At 69.9% G+C, this 15,372-nt stretch carries 11 protein-coding genes; 4 read left to right on the forward strand and 7 right to left on the reverse strand.

Translation table 11 applies throughout. From position 1 onward, the window contains the following. Positions 1–170: 170 nt before the first annotated feature. Positions 171–440, forward strand: a complete 270-nt coding sequence (locus tag AB0M01_RS05895) for a hypothetical protein (protein ID WP_363665875.1) — start codon at positions 171–173, stop codon at positions 438–440. A gap of 71 nt (positions 441–511) precedes the next feature. On the opposite strand, the gene AB0M01_RS05900 is transcribed toward AB0M01_RS05895, so the two are convergent. Further along, positions 512–1,642, reverse strand: a complete 1,131-nt coding sequence (locus AB0M01_RS05900; RefSeq protein ID WP_363665877.1) for a serine hydrolase domain-containing protein — start codon at positions 1,640–1,642, stop codon at positions 512–514. A gap of 37 nt (positions 1,643–1,679) precedes the next feature. On the opposite strand from AB0M01_RS05900, the gene AB0M01_RS05905 reads away from it, so the two are divergent. Beyond that, positions 1,680–3,158 carry an LLM class flavin-dependent oxidoreductase gene (locus tag AB0M01_RS05905; RefSeq protein WP_363665879.1) on the forward strand — a complete coding sequence of 493 codons (1,479 nt, stop codon included), beginning with the start codon at positions 1,680–1,682 and terminating at the stop codon, positions 3,156–3,158. Here AB0M01_RS05905 and AB0M01_RS05910 read toward each other — a convergent pair. From AB0M01_RS05910 to AB0M01_RS05920, 3 genes are read right to left on the reverse strand one after another with little or no spacing between them, the layout of a single operon-like run. After that, positions 3,130–4,533 (reverse strand): mycothione reductase, encoded by a 1,404-nt coding sequence (locus AB0M01_RS05910; RefSeq protein ID WP_363665880.1) that lies wholly within the window; start codon positions 4,531–4,533, stop codon positions 3,130–3,132. The genes AB0M01_RS05905 and AB0M01_RS05910 overlap by 29 nt on opposite strands. A gap of 21 nt (positions 4,534–4,554) precedes the next feature. Then, on the reverse strand, positions 4,555–5,856 hold the full coding sequence (locus tag AB0M01_RS05915) for an MFS transporter (RefSeq protein WP_363665882.1): 1,302 nt from the start codon (positions 5,854–5,856) through the stop codon (positions 4,555–4,557). After that, the gene (locus AB0M01_RS05920; RefSeq protein ID WP_363665884.1) at positions 5,853–6,302 is read right to left on the reverse strand and encodes a MarR family transcriptional regulator; all 450 of its coding nucleotides are present in this window, start codon (positions 6,300–6,302) and stop codon (positions 5,853–5,855) included. The genes AB0M01_RS05915 and AB0M01_RS05920 overlap by 4 nt, the downstream gene beginning before the upstream one ends. A 91-nt stretch (positions 6,303–6,393) precedes the next feature. Here AB0M01_RS05920 and AB0M01_RS05925 point away from each other — a divergent pair, with 91 nt between their 5' ends. Further along, positions 6,394–7,482 carry a hypothetical protein gene (locus AB0M01_RS05925; protein ID WP_363665886.1) on the forward strand — a complete coding sequence of 363 codons (1,089 nt, stop codon included), beginning with the start codon at positions 6,394–6,396 and terminating at the stop codon, positions 7,480–7,482. Here the strand turns inward: AB0M01_RS05925 and AB0M01_RS05930 are convergent. Then, positions 7,424–9,487 carry a prolyl oligopeptidase family serine peptidase gene (locus tag AB0M01_RS05930; RefSeq protein ID WP_363665888.1) on the reverse strand — a complete coding sequence of 688 codons (2,064 nt, stop codon included), beginning with the start codon at positions 9,485–9,487 and terminating at the stop codon, positions 7,424–7,426. The two genes, AB0M01_RS05925 and AB0M01_RS05930, sit on opposite strands and share 59 nt — an antisense overlap. Before the next feature lie 169 nt (positions 9,488–9,656). Here AB0M01_RS05930 and AB0M01_RS05935 point away from each other — a divergent pair, with 169 nt between their 5' ends. Further along, positions 9,657–11,006, forward strand: coding sequence for an FAD-binding oxidoreductase (locus AB0M01_RS05935; RefSeq protein WP_363665890.1), 1,350 nt, complete (start codon positions 9,657–9,659; stop codon positions 11,004–11,006). Positions 11,007–11,216: 210 nt separating this feature from the next. On the opposite strand, the gene AB0M01_RS05940 is transcribed toward AB0M01_RS05935, so the two are convergent. Together AB0M01_RS05940 and AB0M01_RS05945 are read right to left on the reverse strand one after the other, a co-directional pair. Further along, positions 11,217–13,721 (reverse strand): AAA family ATPase, encoded by a 2,505-nt coding sequence (locus tag AB0M01_RS05940; RefSeq protein ID WP_363665892.1) that lies wholly within the window; start codon positions 13,719–13,721, stop codon positions 11,217–11,219. 144 nt (positions 13,722–13,865) lie between these two features. Then, positions 13,866–15,332, reverse strand: a complete 1,467-nt coding sequence (locus tag AB0M01_RS05945) for an NCS2 family permease (RefSeq protein ID WP_363665894.1) — start codon at positions 15,330–15,332, stop codon at positions 13,866–13,868. Positions 15,333–15,372 lie beyond the last annotated feature (40 nt).

A 15,372-nucleotide genomic window follows, 5' to 3' on the forward strand; every position in this document is an offset into this window, starting at 1 on the left:
ACCTGGGTGAGCAGGATCGCGGTGGTGTCGGTGGCGGGGTAGATGTGGGCGGAGTATGAGTTCCTCGGCGGCAATGCAGGCGTTTGCATCAACTGAAGTGCGGCTGGACCACAGTAATGAGTTCTGGCCAACCGAAGGCCTGTCGGCGATTCTGCCTTTGGGGAGGGAAAATGGTTGCACTGGAAGGTGGTACCGAGGGTGTCCTAGGTCTGTTAGCCGTGCTAACGATTGGCGCAGTTGTCGGACTCGGCTTCTTCGTGGGCCTGAGCTATCTCGCGCCCGTATTCGGCGCAATCTTCGGATTCGTGATGGGCGGGGGCGTGCTCGTGACGCTGGTCGGGGCTGCTGCGCACTGGTCAGCCGTGACCATCACAGGCTTCGGCATGATCGCTGGAGGTCTGCTGATGTGGATCGTTGGTGAGGTCTTCGGCGAGATGTAGGCAGCTACGCGAACGCCTCGGGCCCCGAGAACGGACGGGCGATCCGTGAGAGCCGGGCCGACCGACAGTCCTCACATCTCCCGCGCGACGTGATGCCAGAACGAATTCAGGTAGGTGGCGGGGACTGGGCTGTCCATGGCGACCTGGGTGAGGAGGATTGTTGTGGTGTTGGTTGTGGGGATGACGTGGGCGGCGGTGCCGGTGCCGCCGACCCAGCCGTAGCGGCCGGTGGGGTCGACTGAGCCGCCGTAGCCCCAGCCCTGGTCCTGGTCGAGGAAGAGATCGGCGGTACGGCGGGTGGCCGGGGTGGTGTGGTCGGTGAGCATTTGGTGGATGGCGTGTTCGGAGAGCAGGCGGTGGCCGGATGGGGTGGTGCCGTTGGCCAGGAGCATGTGGGTGAAGTTGAGGTAGTCGGCGGCTGTGCCGGTGAGGCCGCCGGAGGGTAGGGGGAATGGCGATGGGGTGGACCACTGGCCGGTGGGTGGGTCGGCTAGTTCCAGGCCTGACTCGGTGTTGCGGTAGTACGACGTGAAGCGGGTGAGCTTTTCGGGTGCGACTACGAAGGCTGTGTCGACCATCTGAAGCGGGTCCAGGAGGCGGGTGGCCAGGAAGTCGGCGTACGGGTGGCCGGAGGCTCGGGTGACGAGGATGCCTTGCAGGGTGGAGCAGGTGTCGTAGAGCCAGGCTTCGCCGGGGTGGTGGAGAAGGGGGATGCGAGACAGGGCCGCGATCCAGTCGTCTTCGGGGAGGAAGGACTGGATCTCCCGGCCGTCCTTCTGGACTTCGAAGAGGGCTTGGACGGCGGGGAGCGAGAAGTCCGAGGGGAAGCCGTAGCCGGCTTGCGAGGTGAGCAGGTCCTCGACGGTGATCGGGCGGTTGGCCGGTACGACGTCGTCGACGGGGCTGGACGGCGTACGGACGACCATCGGGTCGGCCAGCTCGGGGAGCCACTCGGCGACGGGAGCGTCGAGGGTGAGGGTGCCGTCGTCGACGAGCAGCATCACGGCGGTGGCGGTGAGCGGCTTGGTGAGCGAGGCGATGCGGAAGATCGCGTCCTCGGTCATCGGGGCTCCGGACGCGAGGTCCATCGCGCCGACGGCGGCCCGGTCGAGGATCTGGTCACCGCGGGCGATCAGGGCGACAGCGCCGGGGATCGCGCCGGAGTCGACGTGCTGGGAGAGCAGCTGCTGCAGATCACTCATCGCACCACTCAAGCACCAGGGCGGGGCACACTGAAGTATGGACGAGCGGAAGTTGCCTTCGCCGTGTGTGGTGGTGCTGGTGGGGCCGGGGGCTTCGGGGAAGTCGACGTGGGCCGCGGAGCGGTTCGCGGCCGAGCTCGTGGTGTCCAGCGACCGGTTGCGGGCATTGGTGGGCGCCGGGGAGGACGATCTCGCGGCCAGTGCTGACGCGTTCGCGCTGCTGGAGCAGGTCGTGCGGCAGCGGATCGGGCGGCGGTTGACGACCGTGATCGACACGCTCGGGATGGATCGGGAGCGGCGGCTCGGGTGGCTGGCGCTGGCTCGGGAGTACGGCGTGCCGTGCGTGGCGGTGGCGTTCGACACGCCGGCGGCCGAGTGCCGGCGGCGGAACCGGGAGCGGGTGAAGCGGATTCCGGCCGATGCGCTGACGGCGCAGTTGAAGAGCTGGAGCGTGGCCAAGAAGGAGCTTCCCGAGGATGGGTTCGACGAGGTCCTGCAAGCGGAGGTAGGGGTTCGGGTAGTGCCTGAGGTGTTTGCTCAGGCGCAAAGTCAGCAGATCGAAGCGCCGCGTGGACTGCGGTTCGGGCTGCAGATCTCCAGCTACACGCACAAGGGCGGGCGCAAGACCACCGGCGAATGGATCCGGCAGCTCGGCGTACGGGCCGAGGCCGCCGGGTTCGACGCGATCTACGTGATGGACCACTTCCGCCAGATCCCGCAGGTCGGGCGCGCCTGGGAGGACTTCCTGGAGAGCTGGACGACGCTCGCCTACCTCGCGGCCTGCACCGAGCGGGTCCGGCTCGGGACGCTGGTCAGCGGGATCACCTACCGCAACGTCGCGCACCTCGGGAAGATCGTCGCGACGCTCGACGTGCTGAGCGGCGGGCGGGCGGTCTGCGGTGTCGGGCTCGGGTGGTTCGAGGCGGAGCACAAGGCGTACGGGTGGGAGTTCCCGCCGGTCAGCGAGCGGTACGCGTTGCTGGAGGATGCGGTGCAGCTGCTCCCGGCGATGTGGGGAGCGGGCAACAAACCCTTCAGGGGCAAGGTTCTCGATGTCCCCGACACGACGTGCTACCCGCGGCCGTTGCAGGAGCACGTCCCGGTGCTGGTCGGTGGGAGCGGGTTGCGGACGCTGCGGCTGGCCGCCCGGTACGCCGACGCGGCGAACGTGTTCGGCACCGCGGAGCAGGTGCGCGCGAAGGCGGCGTACTTGAAGGAGCGGCGGCGGCAGATCGAGCTGACGCACCTGTCGACGACGCTGATCGGGCGGGACCAGCGCGAGGTCGATGCCCTGGTCAACCAACTGCGGTCGCGGAACCAGGATCCGGCGAAGTACGCCGCGGCGGTGAACGCGGGGACGGTCGCCGATCAGGTGAGCCGCTTCCGCGCGCTGGCCGAGGCCGGAGCCGCCGAGGTGATGTTCAGCCTGCCCGACCTGGACGACGACCTGAGCCCGCTCGACACCGCCGGCGAGGTGATCGCAGCCTTCAGCTCTTCTGCTCCAGTGGCAGGTTGAGCAGCGCGTTCTCGATCAGCTCCGGCAGCGCCGGATGGATCCAGTACTGCCCGCGCGCCATGCTGGCAGCGTCCAGACCGAAGCTCATCGCCTGGATCAGCGGCTGCAGGATCGAGCTCGCCTGCGGGCCGATGATGTGTGCCCCGAGCAACAACCCGGTCTTCGGGTCGGCGAGCAGCTTGGCGAAGCCCGTCGTGTTCTCCATCGCCCACCCGTACGCGATCCCCGCGTAGTCGGCGCGGCCCACGACGTACGAGACGCCCTGCTCGACGGCCTCCTCCTCGGTCAGCCCGACCGACGCGACCTGCGGCGACCCGAAGACCGCCGACGGGACGTAGCGGTGGTCGGACTCGATCCGCGCGTCAGGGTTCAGCAGGTTGTGCTGGACGACGCGGGCCTCGTGGTTGGCGACGTGCTTGAGCTGGTACTTCGAGGACAGGTCGCCGAGCGCGTAGATCCCGTCGACGACGGTCTGCTGGTACGCGTCGACGACGACCCGCTCGTCCTCGTCGACGGTGACGCCGGTCGCGGGCAGGTCGAGCAGGTCGGAGTTCGGCCGACGGCCGATCGCGATCAGCACCTCGTCGACCACGATCTCGTCGCGGCCGCCCGGGCTGAGCGTCTCCAGCCCGATCGCGCCGTCGTCGAGCCGGCGGGCGCTGACCGTGTCGTGGTTCAGCCGGACGTCGTACGCCGCGGAGGCGAGCTCGGTGTACCGGGTCGCGATCTCGGTGTCCTCGTGGCGCAGCAGCAGCCCGGAGCGCGCGACCAGCGTCACCTCGACGCCGAGCGAGCTGAACACGTGCGCGAACTCGGCCGCGACGAACCCGCTGCCGATGATCCCGAGCCGGGCCGGCAGCTCGCCGAGCCGCATCACCGTGTCGGACGTGTGGTACCCGACCTCGGCCAGGCCGGGCACGAAGGGGATGTTCGGCCGGCTCCCGGCGGCCAGCACGAACCGGTCGGCGGTGATCACCCGGACCGAGCCGTCCGGCGCGGTCACCGACAGCTCCTTGACGCCGGTGTAGCGCCCGGTGCCGTGGTACACGGTGACGTTCGCGTTGTCGGCGTGGTGCTCGCGGTACTCCTGACCGCCGGCCGCGATCGGGTCGATCCGGCCGAAGACCCGGTCCCGGATCTCCGGCCAGCGGACGCCGGTCAGCTCCTCGTCGACGCCGAAGCGCGAGCTGTACGACGGGGTCTTGGCCAGGTCGGCGGTGTGCACGAACATCTTGGTCGGGATGCAGCCGACGTTCAGGCAGGTGCCGCCGAAGACACCGCGCTCGACGATCGCCGTCTTCAGGTCCGCGAACCGCGGGTCGAGGATCGAGTTCCCGGAGCCGGTGCCGACGATCACCAAGTCGTAATGAGTCACAGCCTCATTGTGGCTGAAGGCTCAAGCGACCCTGGGGTTGGTCTCCACTGTCGCCTTGTCGGCGAGCAGCTCGGTCTGCGGCAGCACCTCGAGCCGCGGCCTGGGCAGCAGCCGGGGCCGGATCGCCAGACCGCGGCGCCGGGAGAAGTAGATCACCGAGGCGGTGGTCCCGATCACGGTCAGCGCGCCGCCGACGATCAGCGACCAGCGGGCGCCGAACTCCTGCCCGACCCAGCCGATGAACGGCGAACCGATCGGCGTCCCGCCCATCAGGACGGTCATGTACAGCGCCATCACCCGGCCGCGCATGGTCGGCTCGATGCTCAGCTGCATGGTCGCGTTGGCCGCGGTCAGCATCGTCAGCGAGGCGAACCCGACCAGCGGCAGCACCGCCGCGTACGTGAAGTAGTTCGGCATCAGGCCGCTGACCACGACGGCGATGCCGAAGACCAGCGCGGAGCCGATCACCAGCCGGGCCCGGACCCGGACCCGCCGGGCGGCCAGCAGCGCGCCGGCCAGCGAACCGATCGCCAGCACCGAACCGAGGATGCCGAACTCCCCCGCGCCCTTGCCGAACGCCTGGGTGGCCATCAGCGCCGAGGTGAGCTGGAAGTTCAGCCCGAAGGTCCCGGCGAAGAACACCGCGACCAGCACCATCATCAGGTCCGGCCGCCGCCACAGGTAGCGCATGCCGTCGCGGATCATGCCCTTCTCGCGGGCGGCCGGCTTCGGCGAGTGCAGCTCGCCGACCCGCATCATCCGCAGCGAGATGATCACCGCCGCGTAGGTGAAGCCGTTGATCATGATCACCGGGCCGGTACCGATCCAGTGGATCAGCAGACCGGCCAGCGCCGGGCCGAGCAGCCGGGCGGCGTTGAAGGAGGCCGAGTTCAGCCCGACGGCGTTGGCCAGCTCGTCGCGGCCGACCATCTCGACCACGAAGGCCTGCCGGGTCGGCGCGTCGAACGCCGTCCCGACGCCGAACAGCAGGGCGAGCAGGTAGACGTGCCACGCCTCGACCACGCCGGTCACGGTGAGCGTGCCGAGCACCAGCGCCACGGCGCCCATGAAGAACTGGGTGACGGTCAGGACGAGGCGCTTGGGGAAGCGGTCGGCCACCAGCCCGGCGTACGGGCCGAAGAGCAGGGCGGGCAGGAACTGCAGGCCGGTGACGATGCCGAGCGCCGTCCCGGAGTGGGTCAGCTCCAGGACCAGCCAGTCCTGGGCCACGCGCTGCATCCAGGTGCCGACGTTGGAGACGATGGCACCGGTGGCGTACAGGCGGAAGTTACGGACCCGGAAGGCCCGGAAGGTGGGGCTCACGAGCCCGCCAGTCGTTCGAGTACAGGGGCTGCCTTACGCAGGATGTCGCGCTCCTCGGGGGTCAGTTTCTTCAGCTTGGTCTGCAGCCACTCGTCGCGGCGCCGGCGGTTGGCGCGCAGCAGGTCGTGCGCGGCGGCGGTCAGCTCGACGACGATCTGGCGCTTGTCGGTGGGGTGCGGGCGGCGGACCACCAGGCCCGCCTCCTCCATGTTGGACACGATCCGCGTCATCGACGGCGGCTTGACCTGCTCGTGCGCCGCCAGCTCACCGACGGTCATCGCGTCGTGCTTGCCGAGCGCACCGAGGACGCCGAGCTGGTTCGCGGTCAGGTCGTGCCCGTCCTCGCGCTGCCGCCGGATCTGCCGGGACAGCCGCAGGGTGGACGACCGCAACGCGCTGGCCAGCCCCACGTCGCTCTTCACCTGCTGGGCGACGATCTCGGGCATGTCGTTAGCATAACTCATTACCTTTGCTAACGAAAAAGAGTTGCTGGGCATTCCACGGAGTGGTCCGGGGGTGCCGGTAGGGTGAGCCGCCATGGGGACACCGGTCGAGCTGGCGAGGTACGAGCAACGGTTCCGGCGGGCCGGGCTGCCGCTGTTCATCGAGGACTTCTCGCCGACCCACGACATCTTCGCCCGGGCCACCCCGGTGCTGGCCCTGGTCTTCCTGGCCGAGGTGCTCGGTGCGATCGAGCTGACCTGGCACTGGTGGGAGAACGCGCTGGCCGTGCTCGGCGGCCTGGCCGTCCTGGTGGGCGGCTTCGGCCTGCTGAACCGGCTGCGCGACCGCCCGTTCTGGTCGTTCCCGACCCGCTTCGGCACCCCCGAGCTGGCCGTGTTCGTGCTGCTGCCGGCGCTGCTCCCGGTGATGTCGCACTTCCAGTGGAAGCAGTTCTTCGGCGTAGCGGCGAGCAACCTGGTGCTGATCGGTCTCGTGTACGTCGTGGTCGGCTACGGCCTGATCGGGACCACGGTCTGGGGCGTACGCCGGCTCGCCGGCGAGCTGGCGAACTCGCTGGCCAGCCTGATCCGGGCGCTGCCGCTGCTGCTCGTGTTCTCGCTGGTGCTGTTCGTGAACACCGAGATGTGGCAGGTCTTCGCGGGGATGCCGATCGCGTTCATCGTGCTCTCGGCGATCGCGTTCGCGCTGCTCAGCGACCTGTTCCTGGTGCTGCGGCTGCCCCAGGAGCTGGACCGGATCGAGCGCGACGCCGGCTCCGGCCCACCGCTGCGCCGGATCCAGCGGCTGAACCTGAGCATCAGCCTGGTGGTCCGCCAGTGGATGCAGGTCCTGGTGGTCAGCGCCGGCGTCGGCGCCTTCTTCGTTGCTTTCGGCATGCTCGCGATCAGCGCGAAGATCTACGGCGAGTGGGGTGTCGGCACCGGCTCCTGGTCCTACACCTTCGACTTGCTCGGCCACCCGGTCCTGATCAGCGCCGCCCTGGTGAAGGTCGCGATCGGCATCGCGAACTTCACCGGGCTCTACTACTCCATCTCACTGATGACGGACGCCACCTACCGCGCCGAGTTCCTCGACAACGTCACCGACGAGCTCCGCGAGCTGTTCACGGCCCGGACGGAGTACCTGAAGCTGCGCTCCCGAGTGCTTCCCGAAGGAAGTTGAGCTGGTGGCGCATCAGGCCCTCGGCGGTGGCTTCGTCGGTGGGCATGTGGGTGGCGCCGGACAGTGGGAGGACCTGGTGCGGGCGGCCGGCGGCCAGCAGGGCTGCTGAGAGGCGGAGGGTGTGGGCGGCGACCACGTTGTCGTCGGCCAGGCCGTGGACGAGCAGCAGCGGGCGGGTGAGGTTGGCGGCCTCGGGGATGGTGGAGCTGCGGCGGTAGGCCTCGGGGTTCTCGTCCGGGTGGCCGAGGAAGCGCTCGCGCCAGTGGGTGTCGTAGAGGGTGGCGTCGCTGGGCCCGGCCCCGGCTACCGCGGCGTGGAAGACATCCGGGCGGCGGAGTACGGCAATGGTCGCCAGGACTCCCCCGTAGCTCCAGCCGGTGATGCCGACGCGGGTCAGGTCGAGGTCGGGGCAGTGCTCGGCGGCCGCGTGCAGGGCGGTGACCTGGTCCTCCAGCGGGAGCGACAGGGTGTCGCCGTACACGGTCTTGTCCCAGGCCGGGCCGCGGCCTGGTGTGCCTCGGCCGTCGGCGATGATCACGGCGAAGCCGTGCTCGGCGTACCACTGGGCGGTCGGGAAGAGCGGAGTGCTGGCCCGTACGGCGACCTGCAGCGCCGGACCGGCGTACGGGGACATCAGGACGGGCAGTGTCGTGCCGGGCTCGTACCAGGTCGGCAGGACGAGTGCTGTGCGCAGTTGGAGCTCTCCTGCGTGCAGCCAGGTAATGCGGGGGGCCAGCGACGGCTCAGCGGCCAGGGACTGGATCTGCTGCCCAGTACGGCGTACGGCGTACGTCTGGCCGCTCTCGGTGTTGGAGGTCACCACTCCACCAGCCGCTGCGTGCACACCAGGAGTGCTGGTGAGCTGCTGGAGCCCTGTCGAGTCGTGCAACCACAGGTGGCGCTCTGTCGGCTCCTCGTTGGCCTGGAAGAGCACCGCCTCGCCGGTGACGTCCAGTACGGCGCGGAGCTGGAGGCCCTCCGGTGTCACCGGCTGCCCGTCGATCAGCAGGCGGCGGGTGGAGGGGGTGTCGTCAGCGACCACCAGCTTGCCGGAGGCTGTTCTGGCCGGCGTACCGGGGACCAGCTCGACCCAGGCGGGGTCGTGCTGCTCGTGCAGCAGCTTGGTGCTGCCGGTGTCCGGGTCGGCGGCCAGCACCCGCACGGTCTTCTGGTCGCGGGACTGCACGCTGACCAGTACGCCGTGCGCATCCCAGTCGGCCGTCGGCAGGTACTCGTAGTCGCCGCAGCTGATCTCCGTCGAGCCGCCGTGCAGGTCGAGCACGTGCAGGGTGACCAGTGCGTTCGCCGTACCGGCTGCTGGGTACGCGATCTCGCGCGGGCGGCTGCCGGGGTTGGCGGGGTCGGCGATCCACCAGCGCTGAACCGGCGACTGGTCGACGCGGGTGGCGAGCAGCCGGGTGCCGTCGGGCGACCACCAGTGGCCGCGGTAGCGCTGCATCGACTCCGAGGCGACGTGCTCGGCCAGGCCCCAGAACACGTCGGGCCCGGCCGCGGCGAGCTGGAGATTGTTGCCATTGGCAAGCTCCAGGACGTGCAGCGCACCGTCGGACGCGTACGCGACCCGGCGGCCGGTCGGGTCGAGCCGCGGGTCGACGACCGGGCCGGCGGTCTCCAACAGCTGCAGCGCGCCGGTCTGGAGGTCGAGATGCCAGAGCTGCCCGTTGACCGGGAAGACGACGGCCGACAGCTCGGCGTCGGTGGAGAAGGCGACGATGCCGCTGCTGCGCTCGCGGGCGCGTTCGCGGCGGATCTTCTCGGCCTCGGGGACCGGGCCGTCGGCGCCGAGCTGCTCGGGCGCGACCAGCAGGCGCTCGCCGTCGCCGTCCAGCAGCCACAGGCAGCTGGTCCGGTCCTCGGGGCCGCGGGTGCGCAGGAAGAGCACGCGCGCGCCGTCCGGCGTACTGGTGAAGGCTTTCGGCTGCCCCAGCGAGAAGCGCTGGGTGCGGGCCGCTTGGGCGGGGTAGGTCTCGCGGTAGTTGTCCATAACCGGGAGTCTTGGCGTCCTAGCAGCAATCGCGGTGGGGGATTTTTACGCTCGGAGAGCCCGAAGACACGGACAGTCTAGCAAGGCCCAGGAGATGGGTAGGCAGCGCCCCAAAGATGAGCAGGCGCTGCCGATGTGGGCGGGTCCGGCGTACACTGCAATGGAGAGCATGACCACCGATCTGATCGCCCACCTGCGTACGACCGTCCACGGCTCCGTGGTGACTCCAGACGATCCCAGCTGGGATCAAGAACGACTCGCGTGGCACCTCCTGGTCCCGCAGCAGCCGGCCGCGATCGTGCACGTCGACGGGGTCGAGGACATCCAGGCGGCCGTCCGGGCGGCCGGCGCGTTCGGCGTGAAGGTCGCGGCACAGCCGCGCGGGCACGGCGCCACCGCCGACACCGCGACCGGCACCATCCTGCTCCGGTTCGACCGGCTGCGCGGGATCGAGCGCCGTGACGACGTGGTCCGGGTCGAGCCGGGCGTGCAGTGGCGCGAGCTGAACGCGGTACTCGAGGGCACCGGCTACACCGCGCTGCCAGGCAGCAACGGTGACACCAGCGTGATCGGCTACTCGGTCGGCGGCGGGCTGAGCTGGTTCAGCCGCAAGTACGGCCAGGCCGCGCACCAGATCCGCGCCATCGACCTGGTCGATGCCGAGGGCAACCACCGGACGGTGACCGCGGACAGCGACCCGGACCTGTTCTGGGCGGTCCGCGGCGGCGGTGGCGAGTTCGGCATCGTCACCGCGCTGGAGCTGCAGCTGCAGGCCGAGGAGCAGGTGTACGGCGGCCGGCTGATCTGGCCCGCCGAGCACGGTCGCGAGCTGCTGCGCGCGTTCGCGGCGGTCTCCGACGACGCGCCGGAGGAGCTGAGCGTCTGGGCCTGGCTGATGAACCTGCCCGACGTCGACCTCGTTCCGGAGCCGATGCGCGGCCGCTGGTGGATCGCGATCGACGTCGCCTTCCTCGGCGACGGCGACGACGCGGAGAAGCTGCTGGCACCGCTGTACGACGTCGCGGCGCCGGCCTTCGGCGAGCTCGCCGTCGTACCGCTCGGCCAGGTCGGGTCGATCGCGCAGGAGCCGGAGGACCCGATGCCGGCGATGGGCCGGATCCGGCTGCTGAACGAGTTCGGTGGCGAGGCGATCGACACGCTGCTCGACCTGATGCTGGACGGACCGACACCGATCGCGATGATCGAGGTACGCCGGCTCGGCGGTGCCTTCGCGCGGCCGCGGCCGGGCGACGGCGCGGCCGGGGTGATCGAGGAGCCGTACCTGCTGCTCGCCGGCGCGCTCGCGATGGCACCTGGCGACGCCGACGAGATCGAGAACGCCTTCCACAACCTGCACACGGGGATGGGCCGCTTCCTCAGCGACCGGGTACCACCGAACCTGGCCACCGTCGAGCCGATCGAGCAGCTCTACCCGGTTGAGACTTTGGAGCGGTTGCGGGCGATCAAGCGCCAGGTCGACCCGCAGGACGTCATCCGCGGCAACCACCCGGTGCTCTGAAGAAACTCAACCCATCAACAGCTTTCAAGTACCGGCCACCGATCGAGGGCCGGTACTTGCAACGAGAGATCCACAGCTCTCAAGTACCGGCCACCGATCGGGGGCCGGTACCTGCCAACGAGAAAGGCGATGGGTCTTGAGCCCATGGGTCCACGGCGCACCGCTCTGCCGCCGTGGGCCCATGGTTCGCCGGAGCGGGCTCGGGGTTGCTCAGGCGGACTGCTGCTCCCGCGAGAGGCCGAGCGAGCGGGCAGCGGCAGCGGCCTCTCGCCGGGAGCCGGCGCCGAGCCGGTCGAGGATGGCCGAGACGTGCCGGTCGACCGTCCGTACCGACAGCACCAGCTCGGCCGCGATCTGCGGGTTGGTCAGGCCGTCGGTCAGCAGCACCAGTACGTCGAGCTGCCGGTCGGTGAGCCCGCCCGGGTTCTTCCTGGTCCGCGCCTGCGCTCCCCGCGGGATGCGCAGCGCCCCCAACTCCTTCAGCCGCCGCCGGACCAGCGCCGCAGCAGGCGCGGCGCCCATCCGGTCCAGGATCTCCAGCGCCCGCAGCATCGACTCGGTCTCCCCCGAGTCGGCCAGCCGCAGCGCTTCCTCGTACGGGTCGGCGTCGCGCTGCCAGCCCGGCATGCCCGGCAGCAGGTGCATCATCTGGTTCACCACCGGGATGTCGCTCAGCTGCTCGACGTGGTCGCGGATCGACTCCCACACGTCGGTCTGGTCGTTCAGCCAGGCCCACTCGGCCAGCGCGAACGCGGCGTACCCCTGGCCGGTGTGCGACCCCTGCTCCAGCCCGCGCTCCCACGCGCACACCAGGAGCCTCTCGGCGTCCGGGTCGCCCCGGCGGGCCAGCAGCCGGCCCAGCGCCGAGTGGCTCATCACCGACATCATGCCGTCGTCGTCCACGGTGTCCAGCAGCTGCCGCAGCCGCTGCTCGGCCTCGTCCCAGCGGCCCAGGCGCAGGTCCAGCAACGCCTGGTGCACCTCCAGGTTGTACGCGTGCGAGCCGAAGCCGTGCTCACGCACGTAGGCGAGCCCGTCCCGCAGGCACTCAGCCAGCTCGGTCCAGCGGTAGCCGCGGTACAGCATCTCGGCCAGGTTCGTGTAGCCGCGGGCAACGGCCTCGTAGTCGCCGGTCGACCTGGCCAGCTCGATGCTCGTCCGCAGCTGGGTGAACCCGAACGGCGAGCCCAGGTCGCACCAGGCGACGCCCAGGTAGTTGTGGCAGAGCGCGTCGATGTCCGTCCGGCCCGCCTCGACCGCACGGTCGTGGGCCAGCTCCAGCGCCGGGATGGCCTCGCGGGCAGCACCGGTGAGCACCATCAGCATTGCCCGGCTCGCAGCAGCCGACGCCTGCACGGCCGGCGAACCTGTGTACTCCGCAACCTCGACAGCGCGCTCCCCCGCCTGTACGGCGGCCGGCGTATCGCCGGCCATGTACAGGAACCGGGACTGGCGCAGCAGGGTCTCGGCCAGCGCGGTCGACTCCCCCAGCTGCTCGAACAGCCGCACCGCCTGGTCGCCGGCTTCGACAGCTTCGCCGAACCGGTGGGCGATGTGCAGCTCCCAGGCGTAGGCGTCCAGCAGACCAGCGCGCTCGGCGAGGACCAGGCGGTCGGCGTACGGGAGGACTGCTTGCAGGTTGGTCAGCGCCTGCCGGTGTGACCCGGCGCGGCTCGCCTCCCGGGCAGCCAACGGCGCCTGCGCCAGCACGGTTTCGATGTCGCCCGCCTCGACGGCGTGGTGGACCAGGCGAAAGCGGTGCACGTCCGGGCAGGCCAGCATCACCTTGAGCACCCTGCCGTTCAGGTGACGACGCCGCAGCGGCGGCAGCGCCTGCTCGATCGCCCGCCGGGCCAGGTCGTGGCGGAAGGCGATCCGGTCACCACTGGTCTCCAGCAGGCCGATCTCCTCGGCCTCGGTGAGTCCAGCGAGCCCGGAGTCGAGTACGGCGTCCAGGTAGCGCAGGTCGACGGCGGAGGGGAACACCGAGAGCTGCTCCAGCGCGGCACGGCTCTCCTGCGACAGCCGGCGGATGCGTGACAGTACGGCGTCCACCACCGTCGCGGGGATGGTCTCTTCCGTCCCGGCGAGCACCTCGGTCAGGTAGAACGGGTTGCCACCGGTCAGCTCGTACAGCTCGTCGGCGTCGCGGCCGCTGCCTGCTGCGATCGCCCCGACCGCCGCACGCGACAGGGGGCTCAGCGCGATCCGCCGCATCGGCACGTCGGCCAGCGCACCGAGCCACGCGCGCAGCGGGTGCCGGGTGTCGATGCTGTCCTCGCGGTAGGTCAGTACGACGACGGAGCCGGGGAGCTGGTCGAGCCGGCGTACGACGTACCGGAGGAGGTCGAGGGTGGCGTCGTCGGCCCAGTGCACGTCCTCGACGATCAGCACCGTCGGCTGCTCGAACTCGCGCAGGACCGCGTCGAAGACCAGGTCGGACGGGACCGGCCGGTCCATCGGCCCGCCGGAACCGCGGAACGCGTCCCGGATCGGCTGCAGCAACGGCGGCACCAGGAAGTCGTCGCAGGACCCGATCAGGACCCGGCGCTCGGACCCGATCCGCGCGACCAGCTCGCGGACGAGCGTGGTCTTGCCGACCCCGGCCTCACCGGTGACCAGCACCGTCGACCCGGTGCCGTCGCGGAGCAGCTCGAGCAGTTCCCCGACCTGATGCTCCCGTTCCCAGACGTGCGTCATTGTTCCCTGGCTCATTCCGAACCCCCGGCGGTAGCCGGCGACACGCCCCCGAGTCGCCGTGACCACGACAGCCTAGTCACCCTCGAGGGGGTGACCAGGCACGCTGGTTGAGACCTTGACGAGAATCAGACATCTTGTCACCTGGTCTGCCCGAAAGGGTCAGGTCAGCCAGTCGCCGAGCGGCCCGATCGCGAAGTACACGACGAACAGCGCCGACACCACCCACATCAGCGGGTGCACCTGGCGGGCCTTGCCGCGGACCACCTTGAGCAGCACGTAGGAGACGAACCCGGCACCGATACCAGCCGAGATCGAGTACGTGAACGGCATCAGGATGATGGTCAGGAAGGCCGGGATCGCGACCTCGAGGTCGTCGAAGTCGATCCCCTTCACCTGCGTCATCATCAGGAACCCGACCAGCACCAGCGCCGGCGTCGCGGCCTCGTACGGGACCAGCGTGACCAGCGGCGCGACCACCATCGAGATCAGGAAGCAGATCCCGGTCACCACGCTGGCCAGACCGGTCCGCGCGCCCTCACCGACGCCCGAGGCCGATTCGATGTACGACGTGTTGCTGGACACCGACGCGGCCCCACCGGCGGCCGCGGCGACGCTGTCCACGATCAGGATCCGCTGCGCGTTCGGCGGGTTGCCGTCGGCGTCGAGCAGGTTCGCCTCGGCGCCGATCGCGGTCATCGTGCCCATCGTGTCGAAGAAGTCGGCCAGCATCAGCGTGAAGATCAGCAGGATCGCCGACACCGCGCCGATCTGCTCGAACGAGCCGAACAGGTTGAACTCACCGAGCAGGTCCAGGTTCGGCTTGCTGAACCAGCTGTCCGGCAGCGACGGCACGCTCAGGCCCCAGCCGCCGGGGTTGTCCGCGGTGCGGGCGCCGACCTTCGCGATCGCCTCGACCACGATCGCCAGCACGGTCGCGACCAGGATGCCGATCAGGATCGCGCCCTTCACCTTGCGCGCGTACAGCGTGACGATCAGGACCAGGCCGACGACGAAGATCAGCACCGGCCAGCCGCGCAGGCTGCCGCCGACACCGAGCTCGACCGGCGGGCCGGTCGGCGCCGCCGGGCGGCGTACGAAACCGGCGTCGATGACACCGATGAACGCGATGAACAGGCCGATGCCGACACTGATCGCCACCTTCAGCTGCCGTGGCACGGCTTCGAAGACGGCTCGGCGGAACCCGGTGAGCACCAGGATCAGGATGATGATGCCCTCCAGCACCACCAGGCCCATCGCGTCGGCCCAGGTCATCTTGGAGGCGATCGAGTAGGCCAGGAAGGCGTTCAGGCCGAGGCCGGTGGCCAGCGCGAGCGGGAAGTTCGCGACCAGGCCCATCAGGATCGTGATCACGCCCGCGATCAGCGCGGTCGCGACGGCGACCTTCGCGATCGAGGCGGTCGGGTCGGTGCCGCCGCCGACGTACTGGCCGGTGCTGTCCTTGACCGTGCCGATGATCAACGGGTTGAGGACGACGATGTAGGCCATCGTGAAGAAGGTGACCAGACCACCCCGGATCTCGCGGGGGACGGTCGAGCCGCGGTCGGTGATCTTGAAGAAGGAGTCCAGGAAACCGGGGCGGGAGGCAACAGCCGGGCGCTCGCTCATGACCGCATCGTGCCAGTCGGTCGTCGCCGGGGCGAGCACC

The organism is Kribbella sp. NPDC051770 (assembly GCF_040681455.1).
Classification (GTDB): domain Bacteria; phylum Actinomycetota; class Actinomycetes; order Propionibacteriales; family Kribbellaceae; genus Kribbella.

Bases quoted from the DNA above. Each gene is read 5' to 3' on its own strand.
- AB0M01_RS05895 (WP_363665875.1), top strand. From the start codon at position 171: ATGGTTGCACTGGAAGGTGGTACCGAGGGTGTCCTAGGTCTGTTAGCC.
- AB0M01_RS05900 (WP_363665877.1), bottom strand. From the start codon at position 1,642: ATGAGTGATCTGCAGCAGCTGCTCTCCCAGCACGTCGACTCCGGCGCG.
- AB0M01_RS05905 (WP_363665879.1), top strand. From the start codon at position 1,680: ATGGACGAGCGGAAGTTGCCTTCGCCGTGTGTGGTGGTGCTGGTGGGG.
- AB0M01_RS05920 (WP_363665884.1), bottom strand. From the start codon at position 6,302: ATGCCCGAGATCGTCGCCCAGCAGGTGAAGAGCGACGTGGGGCTGGCC.
- AB0M01_RS05925 (WP_363665886.1), top strand. From the start codon at position 6,394: ATGGGGACACCGGTCGAGCTGGCGAGGTACGAGCAACGGTTCCGGCGG.
- AB0M01_RS05930 (WP_363665888.1), bottom strand. From the start codon at position 9,487: ATGGACAACTACCGCGAGACCTACCCCGCCCAAGCGGCCCGCACCCAG.
- AB0M01_RS05935 (WP_363665890.1), top strand. From the start codon at position 9,657: ATGACCACCGATCTGATCGCCCACCTGCGTACGACCGTCCACGGCTCC.
- AB0M01_RS05940 (WP_363665892.1), bottom strand. From the start codon at position 13,721: ATGAGCCAGGGAACAATGACGCACGTCTGGGAACGGGAGCATCAGGTC.
- AB0M01_RS05945 (WP_363665894.1), bottom strand. From the start codon at position 15,332: ATGAGCGAGCGCCCGGCTGTTGCCTCCCGCCCCGGTTTCCTGGACTCC.